This window comes from Mesobacillus sp. QJM3NY_10 (assembly GCF_056173465.1).
Genome location: NZ_CM149675.1, coordinates 1,380,044 through 1,399,537, shown reverse-complemented (window position 1 = coordinate 1,399,537; position 19,494 = coordinate 1,380,044). Strand labels below are relative to the sequence as shown.

The following is a 19,494-nucleotide window of genomic DNA, read 5'->3' as shown; positions in this document are numbered from 1 at the left end:
AGACGCTCTCCTTTTACCCAAATGCGGGGACAAGCACCTTTTCGGGCAATGCAGACGCTCTCCTTTTACCCAAATGCGGGGACAAGCACTTTTTCGGGCAATGCAGACGCTCTGCTTTTACCCAAATGTGGGGACAAGCACTTTTTCGGGCAATGCAGACGCTCTGCTTTTACCCAAATGTGGGCACAAGCACATTTTTGGGCAATGAAATGCGGGGGGTTAGCGAAATAAAGGCAAAATAAAAAGCAGAAACCCTAAAATCAAATAGGGTTTCTGCTTTTTTATAGTTGGAGGAGTTCTCTTCCTCATTAAGCGTCGTATTTTCTGAAAGCAATTGTAGCATTATGGCCGCCGAAGCCCAGTGAGTTGCTGATTGCGGCATTTACCTGTTGCTTGCGCGCTGCGTTTGGCACATAATCCAGGTCACATTCTGGATCCGGTGTTTCCAGGTTGATCGTCGGCGGCAGGATTCCTTCCTTCAATGCCAGAACCGTGAAAATCGCTTCGATTCCGCCCGCTGCACCAAGCAAGTGGCCTGTCATCGATTTTGTTGAGCTGACTGCAAGCTTGTACGCGTGCTCGCCAAACACTGTCTTGATGGCCATTGTTTCATATTTATCATTATATTCAGTACTTGTTCCGTGGGCGTTAACGTATCCTACTTCTTCTGGTGCAAGGTCTGCATCATCAAGTGCCATTTTCATCGCTCTTGCTCCGCCTTCTCCTTCAGGAGCTGGCGCGGTAATATGATATGCATCTCCAGTAGCACCGTAACCAACGATTTCAGCATAGATTTTAGCTCCACGGGCCAATGCATGATCCAGATCTTCAAGGACAACGATTCCTGCACCCTCACCCATAACAAATCCATCACGATCTTTGTCGAACGGCCTGCTCGCTTTCTGCGGGTCCTGATTAGTAGATAGTGCTGTATTGGCACAGAAGCCTGCAAACGACATTTTTGTAATAGGTGCTTCAGCACCGCCAGTAACCATCACGTCAGCGTCGCCGCGCTGGATCACCTTGAAGGCATCCCCAATTGAGTTGGTTCCAGTCGCACATGCTGTGACTGTACAAGAATTAAAGCCTCTTGCGCCAAGTGTGATGGATACCTGTCCTGTTGCCATATCAGGAATCATCATCGGTACGAAGAAAGGGCTGACCCTGCGATATCCTCTGTTCATGAAGGTTTCGTGCTGCTGCTCGAATGTCTCCATCCCGCCAATTCCTGACCCAATCCACACTCCGACTCTAGGAGCGTTTTCATCGGTGATTTCCAGGCCAGAATCTTTTACAGCCATCAATGAAGCTGCGACAGCATAATGAGTAAAACGATCCATCTTCCTTGCGTCTTTCCGGTCCATAAAGTTCTCAACATTGAATTCCTTTACTTCTGCTGCAACCTTTGCAGGAAAGTCATCAGCATTTAATCTCGTAACCGGGCCGATTCCCGATACACCTTCAATGATATTGTTCCAGGTAGTTCCAGCGTCATTTCCAAGAGGCGTAACAGCCCCGATTCCAGTAACAACGACTCTGCGTTTCTCCATCATTATTGCATCTCCTTTATCTGTACTCTTATTTATTATTGAGTTCATCTTGTAATGAGTTTATTTACCCCAGCGCATTGCGATCGCGCCCCATGTCAAACCGCCGCCGAAGCCAACCATTACTACTACATCGCCATCCTTGATCTTTCCTGCTTCTAGTTCTTCAAAAAGCGAGATCGGAATCGATGCGGCTGATGTATTGCCGTATTTATGGACGGTCTTTGACATTTTTTCTACAGGCAGCTCAAGTCGCTGGCGGGCAGCTTCCATAATCCTGATATTTGCCTGGTGGGGAATCAGGAAATCAACATCCTCTTTTGAAAGTCCCGCCTTTTCAAGGACATTGATACTGCTCTCACCCATTTGCCTGACAGCAAATTTGAAAACTTCACGGCCATTCATCACAATATAATCATCCTGGTACAAATGCTTGCCGCCTGAACCATCAGAACCGAGTTCAAAGGATAGCACTCCTCTGCCATCAGATACAGGTCCCATGACAACCGCACCCGCACCATCACCAAACAGCACAGCTGTGTTACGATCATTCCAATCGGTTATCTTGGAAAGCTTTTCTACACCTACTATTAAAACATACTTATAAGTGCCTACTTCAATAAATTGTTTAGCAGTAACCATTCCATACATGAATCCAGCACATGCGGCACTCAGATCCATTGCGGCAGCTTTTTTCGCACCCAATTGATCCTGGAGCATACATGCTACTGTTGGGAAAGGCTGATCAGGCGTAACGGTCGCTACAAGGATCAAGTCGAGGTCCTCGGCTGAAATTCCAGCATTGCTGATGGCTTCAACAGCAGCACGATAGGCTAAATCTGAAGTGTCCATATCTTCGCCTGCTATTCTTCTTTCTTCTATCCCTGTCCGTGTCCTGATCCATTCATCCGAGGTATCCATTTTCTTTTCCAAATCAAGGTTTGTTACAACTTCCTCCGGCAAATACCGCCCAACCCCAGTTATCCCTGCATTCATGGGATCCATCTCCTTTTATCTTGGAATCTGTCTATTTCGTTAATGTTTTTATTATCAATTATTATGACTTGGTACTAATTTTAGCAGAAACTGCTCTTTCACTGCAACTGAAAATTAACAATTCCGCTTCTGCCCTAGTCCATATGGCCAAATCAATCATAAACTGACAGTGAAGACCGATGCTTTTGGGCCGGTTGTCAACGACCTAAGGCAGACTGAAATAAGCCAGTCTAACCAGTTGCTTACGATTTTTTTAAAAATAGATAGAAACATAGAAAGGTGGGAGTGAAAATGGTGGATGGAAGAGATAGGGACTTATTTGGTTTTAGGCTAAAGAGAGATAATGAAGAGAGTTCCGATCAACATGAACAAGAGTATGCTCATTTTGATCAATTTATGTTCGGGCGGCCAAGATATAACGAAGAATCTAGTGAGCAAAGTGTGAAAAATGATTCTCCCCTCAACAAGTATCTGGGACAAATTGATATAGATGAAGTCATGTACCATGTAGATACACTGATCACATCAGCCAGAGAGCTCAAGCCTCTAGTGGGCAAGGTAAAACCACTTTTGGACCATTTCATCGAAAAAAAATAAAAGCTGAGGCGCCCCTCAGCTTTCGTTCCTGAATTATTCTTTTGCAGCATCTGCTTTTCCCAGCTCATAAGCTTCGTTCATTACATTAGTGAAAAGCGTGAAAAACGGCTGCAGGTTGTCCATTGTCAATTCAATGCCAGCCTCCTGTAGTTTTTGCTGGGCTTCCGGAAGGTATTTCATCGCGATTTGCATGAACTCCATAGTTTTATCATTGCTTTGCATGTATATTTCTCCTTTAATCTTTATTTACTGGATAAGAAAGTATAAAATTTTCACTTCGAGAATTGTCCAGCTCCAGCGCCTAGCCCCTCGAGTCGTTTCGGTCCGCCCGATGAAGTCAAAGAGCGACTTCAACGGTCGGCCCTCCAACGCTTGTCGGGGCTGACCAAGGCGCTTGCGCTTTTCTTACTGGTTGGGCAATTTGCCGGTTTCTTTATAAGAATTGATAAAAGTGCCTATTCTTTCCCTAAACTTGGAATCGACTTTAGGACTGAACTCGCCAAGGGAAATAACTCCATCCTGAAAGTCGAATGATAGATTGCCCGACTTTAATTCCCCGTTATTGAACTTCTCAGCTGTCAATTCATACAAGTCATCAACATGCTGGACAGTACTCGTCAATACCGTCGACTCACCAAAATCTGACTGGTCCGAAATATAGCCAATTATATATAAGCCTCTGTCCTTTACCCTTTCGATCACGGGTACATTATACCCATCTCCAGCAGGATAAATGACATCAGCTCCCTCATCTAATACATCATCAAGAACACTCAGCGCTTTCTTTTGGTCATCCCAGTGACCAACAAAGCGTATGTCGACCTTCATATCCTTGTTTTCAAACATCGCACCATCATAAAAGCCTTCGACTTCAGGCTGCCATTCATATGCGGCAATGATTCCTACCTTGCCGGTTTCGGACATATGGCTCGCGACCATTCCGCCAAAAAAGCCCATGGCATATCCCTTAAAATTTAGGCTTGTCGTGTTTTTTGTTCTGGCATCTCCATTAAAGCTAATGAAATGAATGTCAGGATATTCCCCTGACATTTTATTGAAATAAGCTGCATACTCATTTCCATGCCCATATATGAGGTTAACTCCCTGGCGGTCGAACTCCTTCACTGCAGCCTCTACATCTTCCTGTGAATTCATTCCTTCTTTGAAAAAGACGTCAACTCCCAGGCTGGATTGGATTTGCAGAAGTCCTCGATATCCTTTCGTCCCCCACACCTGATCATTAATAGTTTCAGGCACCAACAGGCCGACTTTCTCCACCTTGCCTGTTGCAAGAGGTTGTCCGCAACCCCCAAGCAAAAGAAGGCTTAATAATATTAGCCCGAAACGTTTCAGCATCCGATGCATCTCCTTTATGCGCCACTGTGCAAATCCTTTAAATCATTCAGTGTTCGCTTTATTAAAATGGAACCGATTAAAAGAATCTTTTACCATTTTACTCTCTGGAGTATCACTTTGAAAAGTGGTTTATCGAAATTCGCTTAGACTCTGCTGTCCTGTATTCGAGTAAAATGCTCCTTTTGCCTGCTTAATCCCTTGCTGATTTGCTCATTTTGTCCTATTGTCCTGACTCGGATTGTTTCTTTTATTACTGGTGCTAAAACCTCGTTCCTAAGTATTGCAGCATCCTGGCCAATCAGCTCCTCTGCACACTGCAGCCATCTTTCCTGTTCTCCACTTGCTAGTATATACTGGCCCTGTTGACCTGATTCAGCCATTTCCTTTATCGTTTTGACAGCATCATTTATATACAAGCAATCATGCGTCCACTCCCATTTACTAAGATCAGGAATCTCCCTGCCATTATTTAAAGAATGAGAGATCGCTTTCTGGAAAAAACACTCCTCCGGCTGCCAGGGACCATAGATGGTCGGCAAATAGATTGTTAGAAGTGTGGATTCCCGGTTGCCGATATATGTGCTAATTTTTGTTTCTGCCTCCCTAAAATCCATGTTTTCCTGGGCAAAATATGCAGGCAGAACAACAGCTGTCGGCAGCTTTTTCAAATGACGATTTTCTAATTTGCTGAGAAGTGCTTCCAATAAATCATTTGTACCATTCCGAGTCTGCAGCGACTCAAACAAAGTCACGAACAGAAATCCTTCTGCTCGCTCAGCTTCCCAATCTTCCAGACTGATCTCTGAGAAATTGGCATTCCTGCCGATTTCGAGACGTTTTTCCTCTGTAAAATACTCATCTATATTTCCTGACTGATGGATTCCATCTATCTCAACGCCTAGATCAAGCATATGACGGCAAAGACTATATCCTATAAAGTCATATATTCCGAGAATCGTTGCCCTTTCCATATTGAACTCCTCCTTGCAAATACTCTCTTGTATCCTATGAATCTAAAACTGAAAATATTTGCAGGGAGTTATAGGACTTGCTCATGTTTTGTAAAAAATTGTACGATTTGGCTCCCTACTTGAAGCATTTTTTCAGGAAGTACATAACTTACGGTAACCGGGAGGTCAGCTCTTTCCCATTCAACTGAAAGTTCCTTAATGATACTTGACTGCTTATATGCCCTGTTTCCTGATAATACATGGATGATTTTTACTGGCGTTTCTTTATTGAAAACAGGACTGGAAGAGCCACCATCAAACCTCTCAAGGAGCTTGCTAATTTCAATTTCATATGCAGCTTCTAGTTCTGCGACAAGCTTTTTATAAAAAAACTTATTCTCTTTTTCCTGCTCCAAATGCGTACTCAGAGAGAGGATTGGATTGATCAAGACCAGGCTCCTGATTTTTGAATCACCATCCGCTAAAAGCTTTAAGGCAACAAGCGCCCCCATTCCTTCAGCCACTACATGGAAAGAAGTATTCAATATTTCATTCCGGACGATATGGCTGCACAGTCTCATCGTTAACTCGACAGCCTTCTCACTTCCCCAATGCCTTCCATATAAATTTGAATAAAAGACAGTATACCCTTCTTTTTTCAATATGTTCAACAGTGAACGTTTACCTTCATTCTGCGTCCAGAAGCTGCTTTCACTGTTCACAAAGTGCCTTTCATCTCCAATCGTCAGGATACCGAAACCATTTGGCTTTTCAGGATAATGGATGACATTCCATTCGGTATCCAGTTTAAAGTTCCGGCTCTCCATCTTACCAACCCCTTCCCTACAGATTATTCATATTACTGTATGTAATTTAACAGGAAATGAAAGGGGATTTGCCCATTTTTCCATATTAATCCCTTCTCACGGTGTTCAAATCTCCATAAGTCCGATATATTAATTTTACCAGGTTTTAGTAAAACAGAAGTGTACTATGAAAACGCTTTTCATTTTATTTAAAATTCATTTATAATTTATATGGCTTGTGGTAAGATGAGAAAAGATTTAATAATGTAAGAGGTGAATATCGTGAAATATTTCTGGACTTTACTCTGGACATTCCTCCTGGTTCTAATGCTTAATTACGTAGCTGGCGCGATGATCGGCGATGGATTGGACTTAGCACAAAGCACGATCCTAGCGGTTGTGGCAACAATCATTATCCTTGTGATTCCTGCAGTTCTTCCAAATGGATCTGAAGAAAACCACCAACATTAAAGTACATAAAAAAAGTCATCCGACCGGATGACTTTTTTTCGTTATTACTAAGCTGCTTACTTTACACTCAAGGATATATCTCCATTTTCCACGCCAATTTCCACCTGGCTCTTTTCTTTGATTCTGCCTGAAATGATTTCCCTGGCGAGCTTTGTTTCTACGCTCCTCTGGATAAATCTCTTCAGCGGCCTAGCGCCGTATACAGGATCGAATCCTTGTTCAGCTAAGAACTCTTTAGCTTCATCGGTGATTGACAGCTGAATTTGCTGGTCTGCGAGCCTTGCCTGCAAGGTCTTTACTAATTTTCCAACAATCATTTTGATCTCTTTTAATGCCAGAGGCTTGAAAAGGATGATTTCGTCCACACGATTCAGAAATTCTGGACGGAAATGGCCGCGAAGCTGGGCCATTACTAGATCCCTGGTTTCAGAAGAGATTTCATCTTCTCCACCCTGCCGGTCAAGCAAGTAATGCGAGCCAATATTGGACGTCATAATAATGACCGTATTCTTAAAATCGACCATTCTACCTTGTGAGTCCGTTACCCGTCCATCATCCAGCATCTGCAATAGGATATTGAAGACTTCAGGATGTGCTTTCTCCACTTCATCGAGGAGGATGACCGAATATGGATTCCTTCTGACCGCTTCTGTCAGCTGGCCGCCTTCTTCATAACCTACATATCCTGGAGGTGCCCCAATCAGCCTTGATACTGCATGTTTTTCCATATACTCAGACATGTCGATTCGAATGATATGTTCTTCACTATCAAACAAAGACTGAGCAAGCGTCTTAGCCAGCTCTGTTTTACCTACTCCGGTAGGACCTAGGAAAATGAAAGACCCAATTGGCCTATTAGGATCCTTGATGCCAGCTCTGGCTCTGAGGACCGCGTCGGATACGAGTGATACTGCTTCATCCTGTCCGACAACCCGTTCATGGAGAATGCTTTCTAGCTTTAGAAGCTTTTCCCGCTCTCCTTCAACAAGCTTCATCACTGGTATGCCTGTCCACCTTGAGACAATTGATGCTATTTCCTCTTCAGTCACTTCTTCCCGAAGGAGCCTCTCGCCTTCATTTTTGCTAACTTCCAGCTCAAGTGCCTTGAGTTCTTTTTCAAGAGAAGGAATACGGCCATGCCTAAGTTCAGCAGCCTTATTTAAATCATAGTCATTTTCAGCTTTTTCAAGTTCTCGCCGAAGTCTTTCCAGCAGCTCACGCTGTTCCTGAACCTTTTGGATGCCTTCTTTTTCTTTCTGCCACCTTGACTTCATTGCATTTGCTTTTTCCCTCAAGTTGGCAAGCTCCTTACGAAGAGTTTCAAGGCGCACTCGGCTTGCATCATCTTTCTCCTTAGTTAACGCAGCTTCTTCAATTTCCAGCTGCATGACCCTTCTAGTCACTTCATCAAGCTCAGTCGGCATTGAGTCAATTTCTGTACGGATCATCGCGCAAGCTTCATCTACAAGGTCAATCGCCTTGTCTGGCAAGAATCGGTCTGTGATGTATCGATCTGACAATGCAGCAGCAGCCACTATTGCGCGGTCATGGATATTGACTCCATGGTGGATTTCAAACCTTTCCTTCAATCCTCTTAAAATTGACACGGTATCCTCGACATCTGGTTCTTTAACCAATACCTGCTGGAAGCGGCGTTCCAGCGCTGGGTCTTTTTCAATGTATTTCCGGTGTTCATCGAGAGTTGTTGCACCAATACAATGAAGTTCCCCGCGCGCAAGCATTGGCTTCAGCATATTCCCGGCATCCATTGCACCCTCAGTCTTACCCGCCCCAACAATGGTATGGAGTTCATCAATGAACAACAGGATTTTGCCTTCGCTCTTTTTCACTTCATTGAGGACAGCTTTTAATCTCTCTTCAAATTCGCCCCGGAATTTCGCGCCCGCTATCAGCGCGCTCATGTCCAGCGCAAAAACCGTCTTATCCTTTAAGCCCTCTGGAACATCCTTGCGCACAATCCTCTGTGCAAGCCCTTCTACAATAGCTGTCTTTCCTACACCCGGCTCCCCGATCAAAACAGGGTTGTTTTTTGTCTTCCTTGAGAGAATGCGGATGACATTGCGAATTTCACTATCCCTGCCGATTACCGGGTCAACCTTTCCCGCCCGGACTTCCTCCACAAGGTCGCGGCCATATTTTTTTAACACTTCATAAGTAGCTTCTGGGTTTTGTGAAGTCACTCTCTGGTTCCCCCTAACCTCTTTGATTCTTGCTAATAATTTTTCTCTGCTAACCCCTAATTTCCTCATTGCTCCGCCTGATTCAGAGCCAGGAATCTCAAGCGCAGCCAACAAAACATGTTCTACCGATAAATAGTCATCTTCAAATTGTTTCATTTCCTTTTCCGCTTGTGCCAAAACCTTTTGCAGCGTTGCGGTAATATATAACTTCCCCTGTTCTACACCACTCCCCGAGACTTGAGGTTTCTTTGACAGGGTAAGATTTAATGCTTCTTTAACATTATCCAGATTCAGTCCGATTCCAGTAAGCAAAGTTTCAGCCAGATTGCCGTCCTGTTCAAATAAGGCAAGCAACAGGTGCGTATCATCTACTTCCTGGTGATTATGTTGAACAGCCAGGGTCTGGGCTGATACAAATGCGTTCTGCAAGCTTTCTGTCATTTTATTTAAATCCACGCCCAACCACTCCTTTGACCTTTTTTGACCTTTAATTATATTATAATAAAAATTCCCAATTAGTAAAGCCATCCGCACTGGGATGGCTTTAATGACAGTATAAATTTCATTCCGGAAAATGCTTTTGTCCTGGTTGACCTAAATGTAGTTTATTTAAACTTTGGCATGTAAGTCCAGTGGCGGTTGTGGTTGGAGTTTTCCGGAAAACGGTCCCCAGCTTTAAGTTTGATTTTTTGCGGGTTGTTGACATTGCTGCCTGTTTCTCCAATTTCAATATAAATACCATTATTCGGTGCCTTTTGTCCGGCACGGAATTGATGACTTTGACCCATTTGCCTTCCTCCTTCATTAAAGTATTCCGGCAATTTTATTATTTACTGATTTAAATAAAGTATTTATGCATAATTTATCCTTCCAAAAAAAAGGGTTATACGGTACATTAGTGTGTATGAGAAAAAAAGCAGGAGCACCTCGTCAGCCTCACAAGCGGTGCCCGCCTAAAACACCGCCCAGTGTGCCTGAAAATTACCTAGGCGCTGGCGCTGTACAATTCTCGAAGTGAATCTAGTCTCATTTTAAAAAAAACGGAGGAAATCAAAACGATATGGAAAATTTCTATGAATTGCTTAAATACATATTTCTAGGTTTATTCCAGGGAATTACCGAACCAATTCCTGTTTCATCCAGCGGACACCTTGAAATAGCAGAGCATTTTTTTAACCTAAATATTGAAGGTATGAGCTTTGCTCTTTTGATGAATACTGCTTCACTATTTGCTGTTTTGCTAATTTACAGAGCCGATATTATCCGGTTAATAGTTAATGGAATTGCATATCTTAAAACTAAAGACTCTGAGGCAAAGTCGGATTTCATGTTCATCATCTATTTGATTGTTGGGACAATTCCAGCAGGGGTCATTGGCGTACTATTCGGGGATTTTATCGAGATGAGATTAGCTGATATTAAAACTGTCGGCGTAACACTTATTGTGACTGGTCTTGCTCTCTGGCTGATCCGTAATATGCGCGGCCGTAAGAATGACGGAGATTTAAGTCTTAAAGACGCCATTATTGTTGGACTTGCCCAAGCAGTTGCACTTATTCCAGGCATTAGTCGTTCCGGGGCCACAATTGTCGCTGCGATGAGCCTGGGTATGAAACAGGAAACTGCACTAAGGTACTCTTTCCTGCTTTATATTCCAGTTAGTTTCGGAGGTATGATTCTCGGATTTTCAGACCTCTTAAATGATGAGCGTATTGGCGAATTAGCATTGCCGTATATCTTTGCATTCATCGCTTCACTGATTGCTTCTTACTTCTCATTAAAATGGTTCATGAATATCATGGCGCGCGGAAACTTGAAGTATTTTGCGATTTACTGCTTTATTGTAGGACCACTAGTCCTCATCTTTTCTTAAATACACAAAAACCGGCTAACTTGATAGCCGGTTTTGTTTTTTAGTTCAGTATCATATCAATATTTTGCAGAGACAGTGTCCTATTTGACCTGTTCGCATACTCAACCACTCATTCGGGCTTATAGAATCTTTCCATAGGACCTTTTCATCCCTCCAACTACTTTTCGGGCTTATAGAATCTTTCTATAGGACCTTTTCGTCCCTCCAACTACATTTCGGGCTTATAGAATCTTTCTATAGAACCTTTTCATCCCTCCAACTACTTTTCGGGCTTATAGAATTTCTATATTGAACTTTTTCACATCTTCAACCATTTAATCCTTCAATATCTCCACAAGCAGTGCCTTCTGGGCGTGGAGTCGGTTTCCTGCCTGTTCGAAGACGACGGAGTGCTGGCCGTCGATCACTTCTGCTGTTACCTCTTCGCCGCGGTGAGCGGGAAGACAGTGCATGAACAGGTAGTCTTCCTTTGCAGCTTCGAGCAATGCTTCGTTCACCTGGTAGTCATGAAAATCCTTTAATCTCTGTTCATTCTCGAGCTCCTGGCCCATGCTGGTCCATACATCAGTATAGATGATATCCGCGCTATTAACTGCTTCTTGGGGAGATTCGGTGATGACCATGTTTCCGCCGCTTTGTCTTGCAAAGTCTTCACAGCGAGCTATTATCTTCTCATCAGGGAAGTATCCCATTGGAGAAGCAATTGATACATCCATTCCGACTTTTGTGCAAGCGATCATAAGTGAATGGGCGACATTGTTTCCATCACCGATGTAAGCAAGCTTGAGGCCCTTTAGTGTCCCCTTTTTTTCGTAAATCGTCAGAAGGTCAGCAAGTGCCTGGCATGGATGGTACAAATCGGTCAGACCGTTGATAACTGGAATGTCGGCATGATCGGCCAATTCCTCAACTGACTTGTGCGAAAAGGTTCTAATCATGATGCCGTCAAGATATTGCGAAAGTACCTGGGCTGTGTCTGCCACCGATTCACCTCGCCCGAGCTGAAGATCGTTGCCATTTAAATAAAGTGCGCTTCCTCCTAGCTGGATCATGCCTACCTCAAATGATACTCTTGTACGTGTTGAGGACTTATCGAAGATCATACCGAGTATTTTGCCTTTGAGTGGCTGGTCAAATTGTTTTTTAAATGTTTTTTCCTTTAAGACTACTGCCTTTTCTAACAATGTTAAGATTTCCTGTGGTTCCAAATCGGCCAGGGTTAACAAGTCCTTGCCCTTTATATCAATATTCATCTGCTGTAGAGCTGTCATTCTGCCATCACTTCCTCACTAGTTTCTGTCAGCCATTGATCCAGGGAGCTGACAGTCCAACTTTCTGCTGTTGCACTTTTTAATAATGCATTTAGAGTTTCTTTTTGGGTCAATACGATTTTCCGGTTCTTGACTGCCCACTCTCTCAAAGAAATATCCCTCTCTGATGTGCCAGGACAATACAAGGCTGTCACCTGTTGATGGTCGGTTACTTTTTCGATATGAATTAAATTTAAATTTGCTGGCTTCTTTCCAGCTTCCAATAGCTCGTTTCTATCAGCAAACGCGATCGCTCCCTGGAGAGCTTTTCCGCTGATTGAATGGAAACTCTTATTCAATGCCTCTTCAAGTGTCGAAGCGATGCTGATTCCTTCTCCTGTAGATATCATTTGCGGACCTGTCTTGGCGTCCAGTCCTTTTAAGGCAAAATTCGAAAACACAGGATGCTTTACACATGTGTACCGTGCATTAGTGTCCAGCAAGACTTCATCTTTCGACAAAATATATTTCCCGAGCAATATTTTTGTCGCTTTTTTGACTAAGTCAACGCCAGCAACCTTGCTGACGATTGGCATCGTCCTGCTCGAGCGTGGATTAACTTCAAGCAAATACACTTCATTTCCCTTCACAATGAACTGGATGTTCATTAATCCCTTATACTTCAATTCATGCACGATTCTCTTTGCATATTCTGCCATCAGCCCCTTCGTTTTGTCTGAGAAACTTTGTGCCGGGATGATGCAAAAGCTGTCCCCTGAATGGACACCTGTTTTTTCGATATGCTCGATGATGGCTGGAATCAGGATATGCTCTCCATCGGAGGCAAGATCAAGTTCTGCCTCGGTTGCTTCAAGGTATTGATCCACAAGAATTGGATATGAAATATTGCCTGCCACGAGAACATTATTTAATTCCTGTGCATTTCGAAGCACCACCATATTTAGTCCGCCAATGACATACGAAGGCCGGATCATTACTGGATACCCTAACCGCCCCACAGCGCTAAGCAGTTCCCCTTCATCCACAGCTGTTTCACCTTTTACACGCGGAATTTCAAGCTTATCGAGAAGCTGGTAAAATTGATCCCGGTCCTCAAACAAATCAATGGCTGCTGAACTCGTTCCCAGAAGCTTGACTCCCGATTCCTCAAGGCCTTTAGCCAAATTCAAGGCGGTCTGTCCCCCCAGCTGGACAATGACTTCCTCTATCCCTTCGATTTCAATCACATTCAAGATGTCTTCCAGGGTTAAGGGTTCAAAATACAATCGATCAGAAATCGTAAAATCAGTGCTGACGGTTTCTGGATTATTATTGATCATGATTGTTTCTACATTTTCTTCTTTGAGGGCAAAAACGCCATGAACACTGCAATAATCAAACTCAATTCCCTGTCCGATACTGATTGGACCGCTGCCAATCACTAGCACCTTTCGTTTATTGCTCTTAACTGTCGCCTCATTTTCCCCAAGATAGCTGGAGTAAAAATAATTGGAAGCAGATTCGAATTCTGCGGCACATGTATCGACCATTTTATAAACAGGTGTGATTCCCTTCTTTTTTCGCAGCTCCCTGACCGCGTTCTCACCAACCTTCCACTCTCTTGCCAGGTAGGAATCACTGAACCCCTTTTCTTTCAGGTACCTTAATTCTGAAGCTGAAATACTTTCTATTTCACGCCCTTCGATATCCTTCTCAATGTCGGTCAAAGACTTGAATTTATGGAGAAAGAATAAATCTATTTTTGTTTTTTCATGGAGAGACTTAATTTGCTCACCCCGACGCAGCAGTTCAAGCAAAGCAAAAACCCGCTGATCTGTCTGTTTTTCTGCCAAAGTATATAGCTGTTCGACTGTATATTCTTCAAATGCCGGCAGTCGTAAATCCAGAGTTTTTATGTTCAGTGAACGGACGGCTTTGATAAAGGCGCGTTCGAAGCTTCGATCTATTGCCATCGCTTCCCCTGTCGCCTTCATTTGCGTACCAAGCGTCCTGTCGATGTGCGGAAATTGCTCAAACGGCCATTTCGGTATTTTCACCACTACATAGTCGAGCGATGGCTCATAGCTGGCAAAGGTAGTGCCTGTTACAGGGTTTATGATCTCGGCAAGATTGTATCCGACTGCCAGCTTTGCCGCCATCCGTGCGATTGGGTATCCTGTCGCTTTTGATGCGAGCGCTGAAGATCTGCTGACCCTCGGGTTGACCTCGATTAAATAGTAATTTTTACTCTTTGGATCGAGAGCAAACTGGATGTTGCAGCCTCCAACGATCCCTAGCGCTGAAATGATTTTAACAGCGGATGTCCTTAGCATCTGGTATTCTCGATCTGTCAGCGTTTGTGAGGGAGCTACTACTATTGAATCGCCTGTATGGATGCCAACTGGATCAATATTCTCCATGTTGCAGATGGCGATACAAGTACCCGCAGCATCACGCATCATTTCATATTCGATTTCTTTAAAGCCTGCGATGCTTCTTTCGAGCAGGCATTGCTTTATCGGACTCTCACTTAAACCGCCCGAAACTAGAGAAATCAATTCTTCCATCGTTTCAGCTATCCCGCCGCCTGTGCCTCCCAGTGTGTAAGCTGGCCTTACAATCAGCGGAAACCCAATCTTCTCAGCAAAAGCGACTGCCTCTTCAGCTATTTGAACAATTTCACTTTCCGGCACAGGTTCATTCAATTCATGCATCAAGCTGCGGAAGGCTTCCCTGTCTTCGCCTTGCTTAATACTTGCAACTGAGGTTCCCAGCACTTTTATATTGTATTTTTCGAGAATTCCTTCTTCACTTAGCTTAAAGACTAGATTCAATCCTGCCTGGCCGCCAAGAGTCCCTAAAATACCATCAGGCTTTTCACGCTGGATCACTTTTTCTACACCTTCTGTTGTCATCGGTTCAAAATAGACTGCATCGGCGAATACATGGTCTGTCATGACGGTTGCCGGGTTATTGTTTACAAGGATGACCCGATAGCCTTCTTCTTTCAAGGCGATGCACGCCTGTGTCCCTGCATAATCAAATTCAGCGGCCTGACCGATGATAATCGGGCCAGAGCCAATTACTAATATTGATTTAATCTTTGTATCCTTAGGCATAGCTGACTTCTCTCCGCTTTCTGTATTTGACTGTATTAATGAAATCTTCAAATATAAATACACTGTCTTCGGGGCCGGGGCTTGCTTCTGGGTGGAATTGGACAGTCATCAGCGGCCACTTTTCATGGTAAAGGCCTTCGATGGACTGATCATTTTTGTTGAAGAAACGGATCTTCAAACCAGTGCTGCTGATACTGTTTTGATTAACAGCATAGCTGTGATTTTGCGAGGACATGAATACCCGATTGCTATTCACATCGTATACAGGCTGGTTGGCGCCTCGATGGCCGAACAGCATTTTTTGTGTATCCCCTCCAAGCGCCAGCGCTGCCAGCTGGTGCCCGAGGCAAATCCCCAATACCGGATAATGCTCGATTACTTTCCTGATTTCATGAAGCTGCCCAAATAAATCCTTCGGATCACCTGGGCCATTAGATAAAAGCACCCCATCAGGCCTCAATGCAGTAATTTGTTCAAAGCTATAATTGTAAGGAACAATTGTCACCAGACAATTTTGTTTGACCAGATAGTCAGCAATCGATTTCTTAAAACCGTAATCAATCAACACAATATGGGTGACACCAAAGCCGATAGATTCTGGTGCCTTCGATGATACCTCCTGCACCTTGAGACCATTAAAACTGTCACAGCGTGATTCACAAACTGGTTCGCGCGATAAAAGTGCTGGCATCGTCCCGTTCTGACGGATGCATTTTACGAGCTCACGAGTATCAACATGCTCGAGTACAGGTATTTCCCATTTCTCCAGATACTCTGTAAATGAGTGCTGGGCTTCATAGTGATAAGCTACTTTGGCAGCTTCTAAAACGATTACGGCTGCAACATGCGGCTTCTTGCTTTCAAAATCCTTATCATTGATGCCATAGTTTCCGATCAGCGGGTATGTGAAAACAATGATTTGATTCTTGTATGAAGGATCAGTCAGTACCTCTTGATAACCTGTCATTCCTGTAAAAAATACAATCTCACCGGCAATGCCCTCTTCAGCTAGCGATCCTTGCAAGAGCCCCTGAAATGTCTTGCCGTCAGCCAGATGCAGATATCCTTTCATCAGACACTCCTCCAAACGTATATTTATTTATATTATTTTATTTTTATACATAAAATCTTAAAAAAATTTACCGCTATAATGCTGTTACCTTAGATTTATTTAAAGTTCCTTTTAGTAAAGAGACAGCCTTCTCTATCTCCTCTGCTGTAACATTCAGCGGTGGAAGAAGACGAACTACCTTTTCACCTGCCGGCAACGCAATAAGTCCTGATTTTCTCATCTCAGCTAATATTGGCTGTGCAGCAACAGTCAGTTCAATTCCAGCCATCAATCCCAGTCCCCTGATTTCTTTCACCACTTCCAAACAGCCGAGGTCCTTGTGCAGCAACTCAAACAGTAGTCTACTTTTATCCGATGCCTCTTTTAAGAATTCATCGTTAAAAATGATTTCCATAACAGCGACCGCTGCTGCCGTACTGATCGGATTTCCGCCGAATGTCGATCCATGGCTGCCCGGACCAAAAAACTCCGCCAGTTCCTCTTTGCCGATGGCAGCTCCGATTGGAAGACCATTACCAAGCCCTTTTGCAACGGTTATGATATCAGGCTCAATCCCAAAATGCTGAAATGCAAATGGCTTCCCTGTCCGCCCAATCCCGGTCTGGATTTCATCGATAATTAGCAGGACGCCGTTTTCAGCACATAACTTTGCAGCTTCTTTTATAAATTCGGTTGATACGACATGGATACCGCCTTCCCCCTGGACAACTTCAATCATTACCGCAGCTGTATCAGGATCAATTTCATTTTTTAAAGCTTCCAGGTCATTGAATGGCAGGTGGATAAATGTTTCAAGCATGCTTCCAAACCCTTGCTTGATTTTTTCTTGTCCAGTCGCAGCCATCCCGGCGAAAGTCCTGCCGTGAAAGGATTGCAGGAACGTGATGGTTTTGGTGCGGCCAGTAGCTTTCCTTGCCAGTTTAATAGCTGCTTCGTTTGCTTCAGCGCCACTATTGGCAAAAAATACACACCCAAGTCCTGATCCCTCTGCCAGCTTTTTCGCTGCTTCTTCCTGGATGCTTTGCGGAAATAGATTCGATACATGCCAGAATAAATCCAGTTGCTCCTTGACTGCATGTTCCACTGCTTCAGGGCGATGTCCCAAATTGCAGACACCGATGCCTGAAGTAAAATCAAGGTATTGTTGTCCGTCCTTTCCATATATGATCGACCCTGCTGCTTTTTCAGGTTCAATTTCCCATCGTTGATAGGTCGGGAATAAATGACTCATCAAAACACCTCTTCTTTTGCGGCAATCGCTGTTCCGTGCCAGCAGTTATTTTTATAGAATTGCTTTTTGCCAGATATGATCATGACAATGTCTACTCCTGCCGCTGTAGCTGACAATGCGGATTTCACCTTTGGAACCATTCCTCCATAGATGCTTCCTTCAGAAATATAGCTTTCTATTTGGCTATCAGTGATTTCGCCCATCAACTCACCATCTATCAGGATTCCGTCAACATTGGTTACGAATGCACAGCGTTCCGCCTTCAAGGCCTTCGCTATCGATGCAGCAGCATAATCGCCATTTATATTAAGCTTGCTGCCATCCTCGGCAATGCCGATTGGCGTAACCACTGGAATATAGCCATTATGAACCGCCAGCATAATCAGGTCAGTGTTTACATGAGTGATGGTTCCTACGTATCCCAAGCTCTGCTTATCAATAAAATCCGCCTGGAGACAAAGCCCGTCGCTGCCATTGATACCAAGAGCATTGAAACCCTGCTTCATCAGCATGCTGCATAGCTGACGATTGGTTTGGCCGGACAGTACCATTTCAACAATTCCCATCGTCTTTTCACACGTCACTCTAAGACCATTTTTGAAATTCGCCGGGATTTCATATAAATTTAGCATCGAATTGATTGCTGGTCCGCCCCCGTGAACGATGACGGGAGAAAAACCATCCTTCATCAATTCTTTAAGACTATTGAAGAAATTGTCATTAAGCTCCTCTAACACACTTCCGCCGCATTTAATGACCACTGTTTCCAATGGAATCCGCCCCTTTATGTCCGATAGCTTGCATTTATTTTCACATAATCATAGGAAAGATCGCAGCCCCAGGCCATTCCTTTCCCTTCACCCACATGGAGGTCAACGAAGATTTCGACCTTGTCATTCAACAGATACTCCCTCGCCTGATCTTCATCAAAAGCAACGGGTGTACCATTTTTAAGCATCGTAATTTCTCCAAGTGAGATATCGACTGTTTTTGGATCTACTGATGCCTGACTTTGACCGATTGCACCAATGATCCTTCCCCAGTTGGCATCGGCTCCGTAGACTGCTGTTTTGACAAGATTGGATCCGGCAATCTGTTTACCTATCACTCGAGCCTCTTCATCAGACATTGCTCCTGCTACGGATATCTCAATTAATTTAGTTGCTCCCTCTCCATCCTTTGCGATCTGTTTAGCTAGACTTGCACAGCTTTCTTTTAACAGTTCTACAAAAACTGGCCAATCTGGATGGTCCGGATTCAATAACTTATTTCCGGCACTTCCATTAGCCATCACCAGGACCATATCGTTCGTTGATGTATCTCCATCTACTGTAATTTGATTGAAGGTTGTGTTTGTTACATCTTTTAGCGCGGCAGTCAGGTGTTCACTAGAGATATTTGCATCTGTTGTTAAAAACCCGAGCATCGTGGCCATATTTGGGTGAATCATCCCTGAACCCTTAGCTGATCCGCCCATACTCACTGTTATCCCGTCAATCTCGGCAGAATAACAGCAGCTTTTCATTACCGTATCCGTTGTCAGGATAGCCGTTTGGAAATCCTTTGCATCATCAGCTGATTTGCCGATGGCCAGATTGCATATTCCAGATTCGATTTTTTCCATTTGCATAAATTCACCAATGACACCCGTTGAAGCTACTGCAACATGATGTTCTGGAATCCCCATTTTTGCTGCAGCCAATGAGCGCATTTTCAAGGCATCCTGATATCCTTGTTCTCCAGTACAAGCATTCGCACATGCACTGTTGACGACGATTGCCTGGAGGACCTTTTCCTTTGCAATACTTTGCTGTGTTACCACCAAAGGCGCTGCCTGAAAGTGACTCGTCGTATATACAGCAGCACAGCTTGCCGGCTTCTCGCTTACGATCATCCCTAAATCAAGCTTTGTATAACGCAGCCCCGCATGCACACCACCGCACCGAAATCCTTTTGGCGTTAAAATGCTTCCATCTGGGACACTTTTTATTAACTGCTTTTCGGTCATTGCTTGATACATATTTT

General features: G+C 43.8%; 17 protein-coding genes. 3 read left to right on the top strand and 14 right to left on the bottom strand.

All coding sequences use genetic code 11. The annotated features are described in order from the left end of the window. Positions 1 to 308: 308 nt before the first annotated feature. Positions 309 to 1,550, bottom strand: a complete 1,242-nt coding sequence (gene fabF / locus AC0VX7_RS06975; protein WP_475428098.1) for a beta-ketoacyl-ACP synthase II — start codon at positions 1,548 to 1,550, stop codon at positions 309 to 311. Positions 1,551 to 1,610: 60 nt separating this feature from the next. After that, entirely contained in the window at positions 1,611 to 2,543 is a 933-nt protein-coding gene (locus AC0VX7_RS06970) for a beta-ketoacyl-ACP synthase III (RefSeq protein ID WP_475427238.1), read from the bottom strand. 291 nt (positions 2,544 to 2,834) lie between these two features. On the opposite strand from AC0VX7_RS06970, the gene AC0VX7_RS06965 reads away from it, so the two are divergent. Further along, on the top strand, positions 2,835 to 3,140 hold the full coding sequence (locus tag AC0VX7_RS06965; protein ID WP_475427237.1) for a hypothetical protein: 306 nt from the start codon (positions 2,835 to 2,837) through the stop codon (positions 3,138 to 3,140). A 33-nt stretch (positions 3,141 to 3,173) separates the two neighbouring features. Here the strand turns inward: AC0VX7_RS06965 and AC0VX7_RS06960 are convergent, their stop codons facing one another. From AC0VX7_RS06960 to AC0VX7_RS06945, 4 genes are all read right to left on the bottom strand, one after another. Then, positions 3,174 to 3,362: a ComZ family protein gene (locus tag AC0VX7_RS06960; RefSeq protein ID WP_041967344.1), complete on the bottom strand. Its 189-nt coding sequence runs from the start codon at positions 3,360 to 3,362 to the stop codon at positions 3,174 to 3,176. Positions 3,363 to 3,545: 183 nt separating this feature from the next. Further along, a complete protein-coding gene (locus tag AC0VX7_RS06955) occupies positions 3,546 to 4,496 on the bottom strand; it encodes a BMP family ABC transporter substrate-binding protein (protein WP_475427236.1) in 951 nt (316 codons plus the stop codon). Positions 4,497 to 4,639: 143 nt separating this feature from the next. Beyond that, positions 4,640 to 5,467 (bottom strand): hypothetical protein, encoded by an 828-nt coding sequence (locus AC0VX7_RS06950; protein WP_475427235.1) that lies wholly within the window; start codon positions 5,465 to 5,467, stop codon positions 4,640 to 4,642. A gap of 68 nt (positions 5,468 to 5,535) precedes the next feature. After that, positions 5,536 to 6,273, bottom strand: coding sequence for an alpha/beta hydrolase family protein (locus AC0VX7_RS06945; protein ID WP_475427234.1), 738 nt, complete (start codon positions 6,271 to 6,273; stop codon positions 5,536 to 5,538). A 261-nt stretch (positions 6,274 to 6,534) separates the two neighbouring features. Here AC0VX7_RS06945 and AC0VX7_RS06940 point away from each other — a divergent pair, with 261 nt between their 5' ends. Then, a complete protein-coding gene (locus AC0VX7_RS06940) occupies positions 6,535 to 6,723 on the top strand; it encodes a YjzD family protein (protein WP_475427233.1) in 189 nt (62 codons plus the stop codon). A gap of 56 nt (positions 6,724 to 6,779) precedes the next feature. Here AC0VX7_RS06940 and clpB read toward each other — a convergent pair whose 3' ends face one another. Continuing rightward, entirely contained in the window at positions 6,780 to 9,380 is a 2,601-nt protein-coding gene (clpB, locus tag AC0VX7_RS06935) for an ATP-dependent chaperone ClpB (protein WP_475427232.1), read from the bottom strand. 149 nt (positions 9,381 to 9,529) lie between these two features. Next, a complete protein-coding gene (locus tag AC0VX7_RS06930; RefSeq protein WP_079508079.1) occupies positions 9,530 to 9,712 on the bottom strand; it encodes a YjzC family protein in 183 nt (60 codons plus the stop codon). A gap of 272 nt (positions 9,713 to 9,984) precedes the next feature. Between AC0VX7_RS06930 and AC0VX7_RS06925 the strand changes: the two genes are divergently transcribed. Continuing rightward, positions 9,985 to 10,797 carry an undecaprenyl-diphosphate phosphatase gene (locus AC0VX7_RS06925; protein ID WP_475427231.1) on the top strand — a complete coding sequence of 271 codons (813 nt, stop codon included), beginning with the start codon at positions 9,985 to 9,987 and terminating at the stop codon, positions 10,795 to 10,797. Positions 10,798 to 11,111: 314 nt separating this feature from the next. On the opposite strand, the gene argF is transcribed toward AC0VX7_RS06925, so the two are convergent. The 6 genes from argF to argJ form a co-directional block, all read right to left on the bottom strand. Continuing rightward, on the bottom strand, positions 11,112 to 12,068 hold the full coding sequence (gene argF / locus AC0VX7_RS06920; RefSeq protein ID WP_475427230.1) for an ornithine carbamoyltransferase: 957 nt from the start codon (positions 12,066 to 12,068) through the stop codon (positions 11,112 to 11,114). Then, complete coding sequence (locus tag AC0VX7_RS06915) at positions 12,065 to 15,166, bottom strand: carbamoyl phosphate synthase large subunit (RefSeq protein ID WP_475427229.1); 3,102 nt, start codon at positions 15,164 to 15,166, stop codon at positions 12,065 to 12,067. Before AC0VX7_RS06915 ends, argF begins: the two co-directional genes overlap by 4 nt. Next, positions 15,159 to 16,238 carry a carbamoyl phosphate synthase small subunit gene (locus AC0VX7_RS06910; RefSeq protein ID WP_475427228.1) on the bottom strand — a complete coding sequence of 360 codons (1,080 nt, stop codon included), beginning with the start codon at positions 16,236 to 16,238 and terminating at the stop codon, positions 15,159 to 15,161. The genes AC0VX7_RS06915 and AC0VX7_RS06910 overlap by 8 nt, the downstream gene beginning before the upstream one ends. A 73-nt stretch (positions 16,239 to 16,311) precedes the next feature. Next, positions 16,312 to 17,469, bottom strand: coding sequence for an acetylornithine transaminase (locus AC0VX7_RS06905; protein WP_475427227.1), 1,158 nt, complete (start codon positions 17,467 to 17,469; stop codon positions 16,312 to 16,314). Beyond that, complete coding sequence (gene argB, locus AC0VX7_RS06900) at positions 17,469 to 18,230, bottom strand: acetylglutamate kinase (RefSeq protein WP_475428097.1); 762 nt, start codon at positions 18,228 to 18,230, stop codon at positions 17,469 to 17,471. The genes AC0VX7_RS06905 and argB overlap by 1 nt, the downstream gene beginning before the upstream one ends. 23 nt (positions 18,231 to 18,253) lie before the next feature. Further along, complete coding sequence (gene argJ / locus AC0VX7_RS06895) at positions 18,254 to 19,489, bottom strand: bifunctional ornithine acetyltransferase/N-acetylglutamate synthase (protein WP_475427226.1); 1,236 nt, start codon at positions 19,487 to 19,489, stop codon at positions 18,254 to 18,256. Positions 19,490 to 19,494: the final 5 nt, after the last annotated feature.

Coding starts and splice junctions, on each gene's coding strand:
- fabF (WP_475428098.1), bottom strand. CDS start 1,550: ATGGAGAAACGCAGAGTCGTTGTTACTGGAATCGGGGCTGTTACGCCT.
- AC0VX7_RS06970 (WP_475427238.1), bottom strand. CDS start 2,543: ATGAATGCAGGGATAACTGGGGTTGGGCGGTATTTGCCGGAGGAAGTT.
- AC0VX7_RS06965 (WP_475427237.1), top strand. CDS start 2,835: ATGGTGGATGGAAGAGATAGGGACTTATTTGGTTTTAGGCTAAAGAGA.
- AC0VX7_RS06960 (WP_041967344.1), bottom strand. CDS start 3,362: ATGCAAAGCAATGATAAAACTATGGAGTTCATGCAAATCGCGATGAAA.
- AC0VX7_RS06955 (WP_475427236.1), bottom strand. CDS start 4,496: ATGCTGAAACGTTTCGGGCTAATATTATTAAGCCTTCTTTTGCTTGGG.
- AC0VX7_RS06950 (WP_475427235.1), bottom strand. CDS start 5,467: ATGGAAAGGGCAACGATTCTCGGAATATATGACTTTATAGGATATAGT.
- AC0VX7_RS06945 (WP_475427234.1), bottom strand. CDS start 6,273: ATGGAGAGCCGGAACTTTAAACTGGATACCGAATGGAATGTCATCCAT.
- AC0VX7_RS06930 (WP_079508079.1), bottom strand. CDS start 9,712: ATGGGTCAAAGTCATCAATTCCGTGCCGGACAAAAGGCACCGAATAAT.
- AC0VX7_RS06925 (WP_475427231.1), top strand. CDS start 9,985: ATGGAAAATTTCTATGAATTGCTTAAATACATATTTCTAGGTTTATTC.
- argF (WP_475427230.1), bottom strand. CDS start 12,068: ATGACAGCTCTACAGCAGATGAATATTGATATAAAGGGCAAGGACTTG.
- AC0VX7_RS06915 (WP_475427229.1), bottom strand. CDS start 15,166: ATGCCTAAGGATACAAAGATTAAATCAATATTAGTAATTGGCTCTGGC.
- AC0VX7_RS06910 (WP_475427228.1), bottom strand. CDS start 16,238: ATGAAAGGATATCTGCATCTGGCTGACGGCAAGACATTTCAGGGGCTC.
- AC0VX7_RS06905 (WP_475427227.1), bottom strand. CDS start 17,469: ATGAGTCATTTATTCCCGACCTATCAACGATGGGAAATTGAACCTGAA.
- argJ (WP_475427226.1), bottom strand. CDS start 19,489: ATGTATCAAGCAATGACCGAAAAGCAGTTAATAAAAAGTGTCCCAGAT.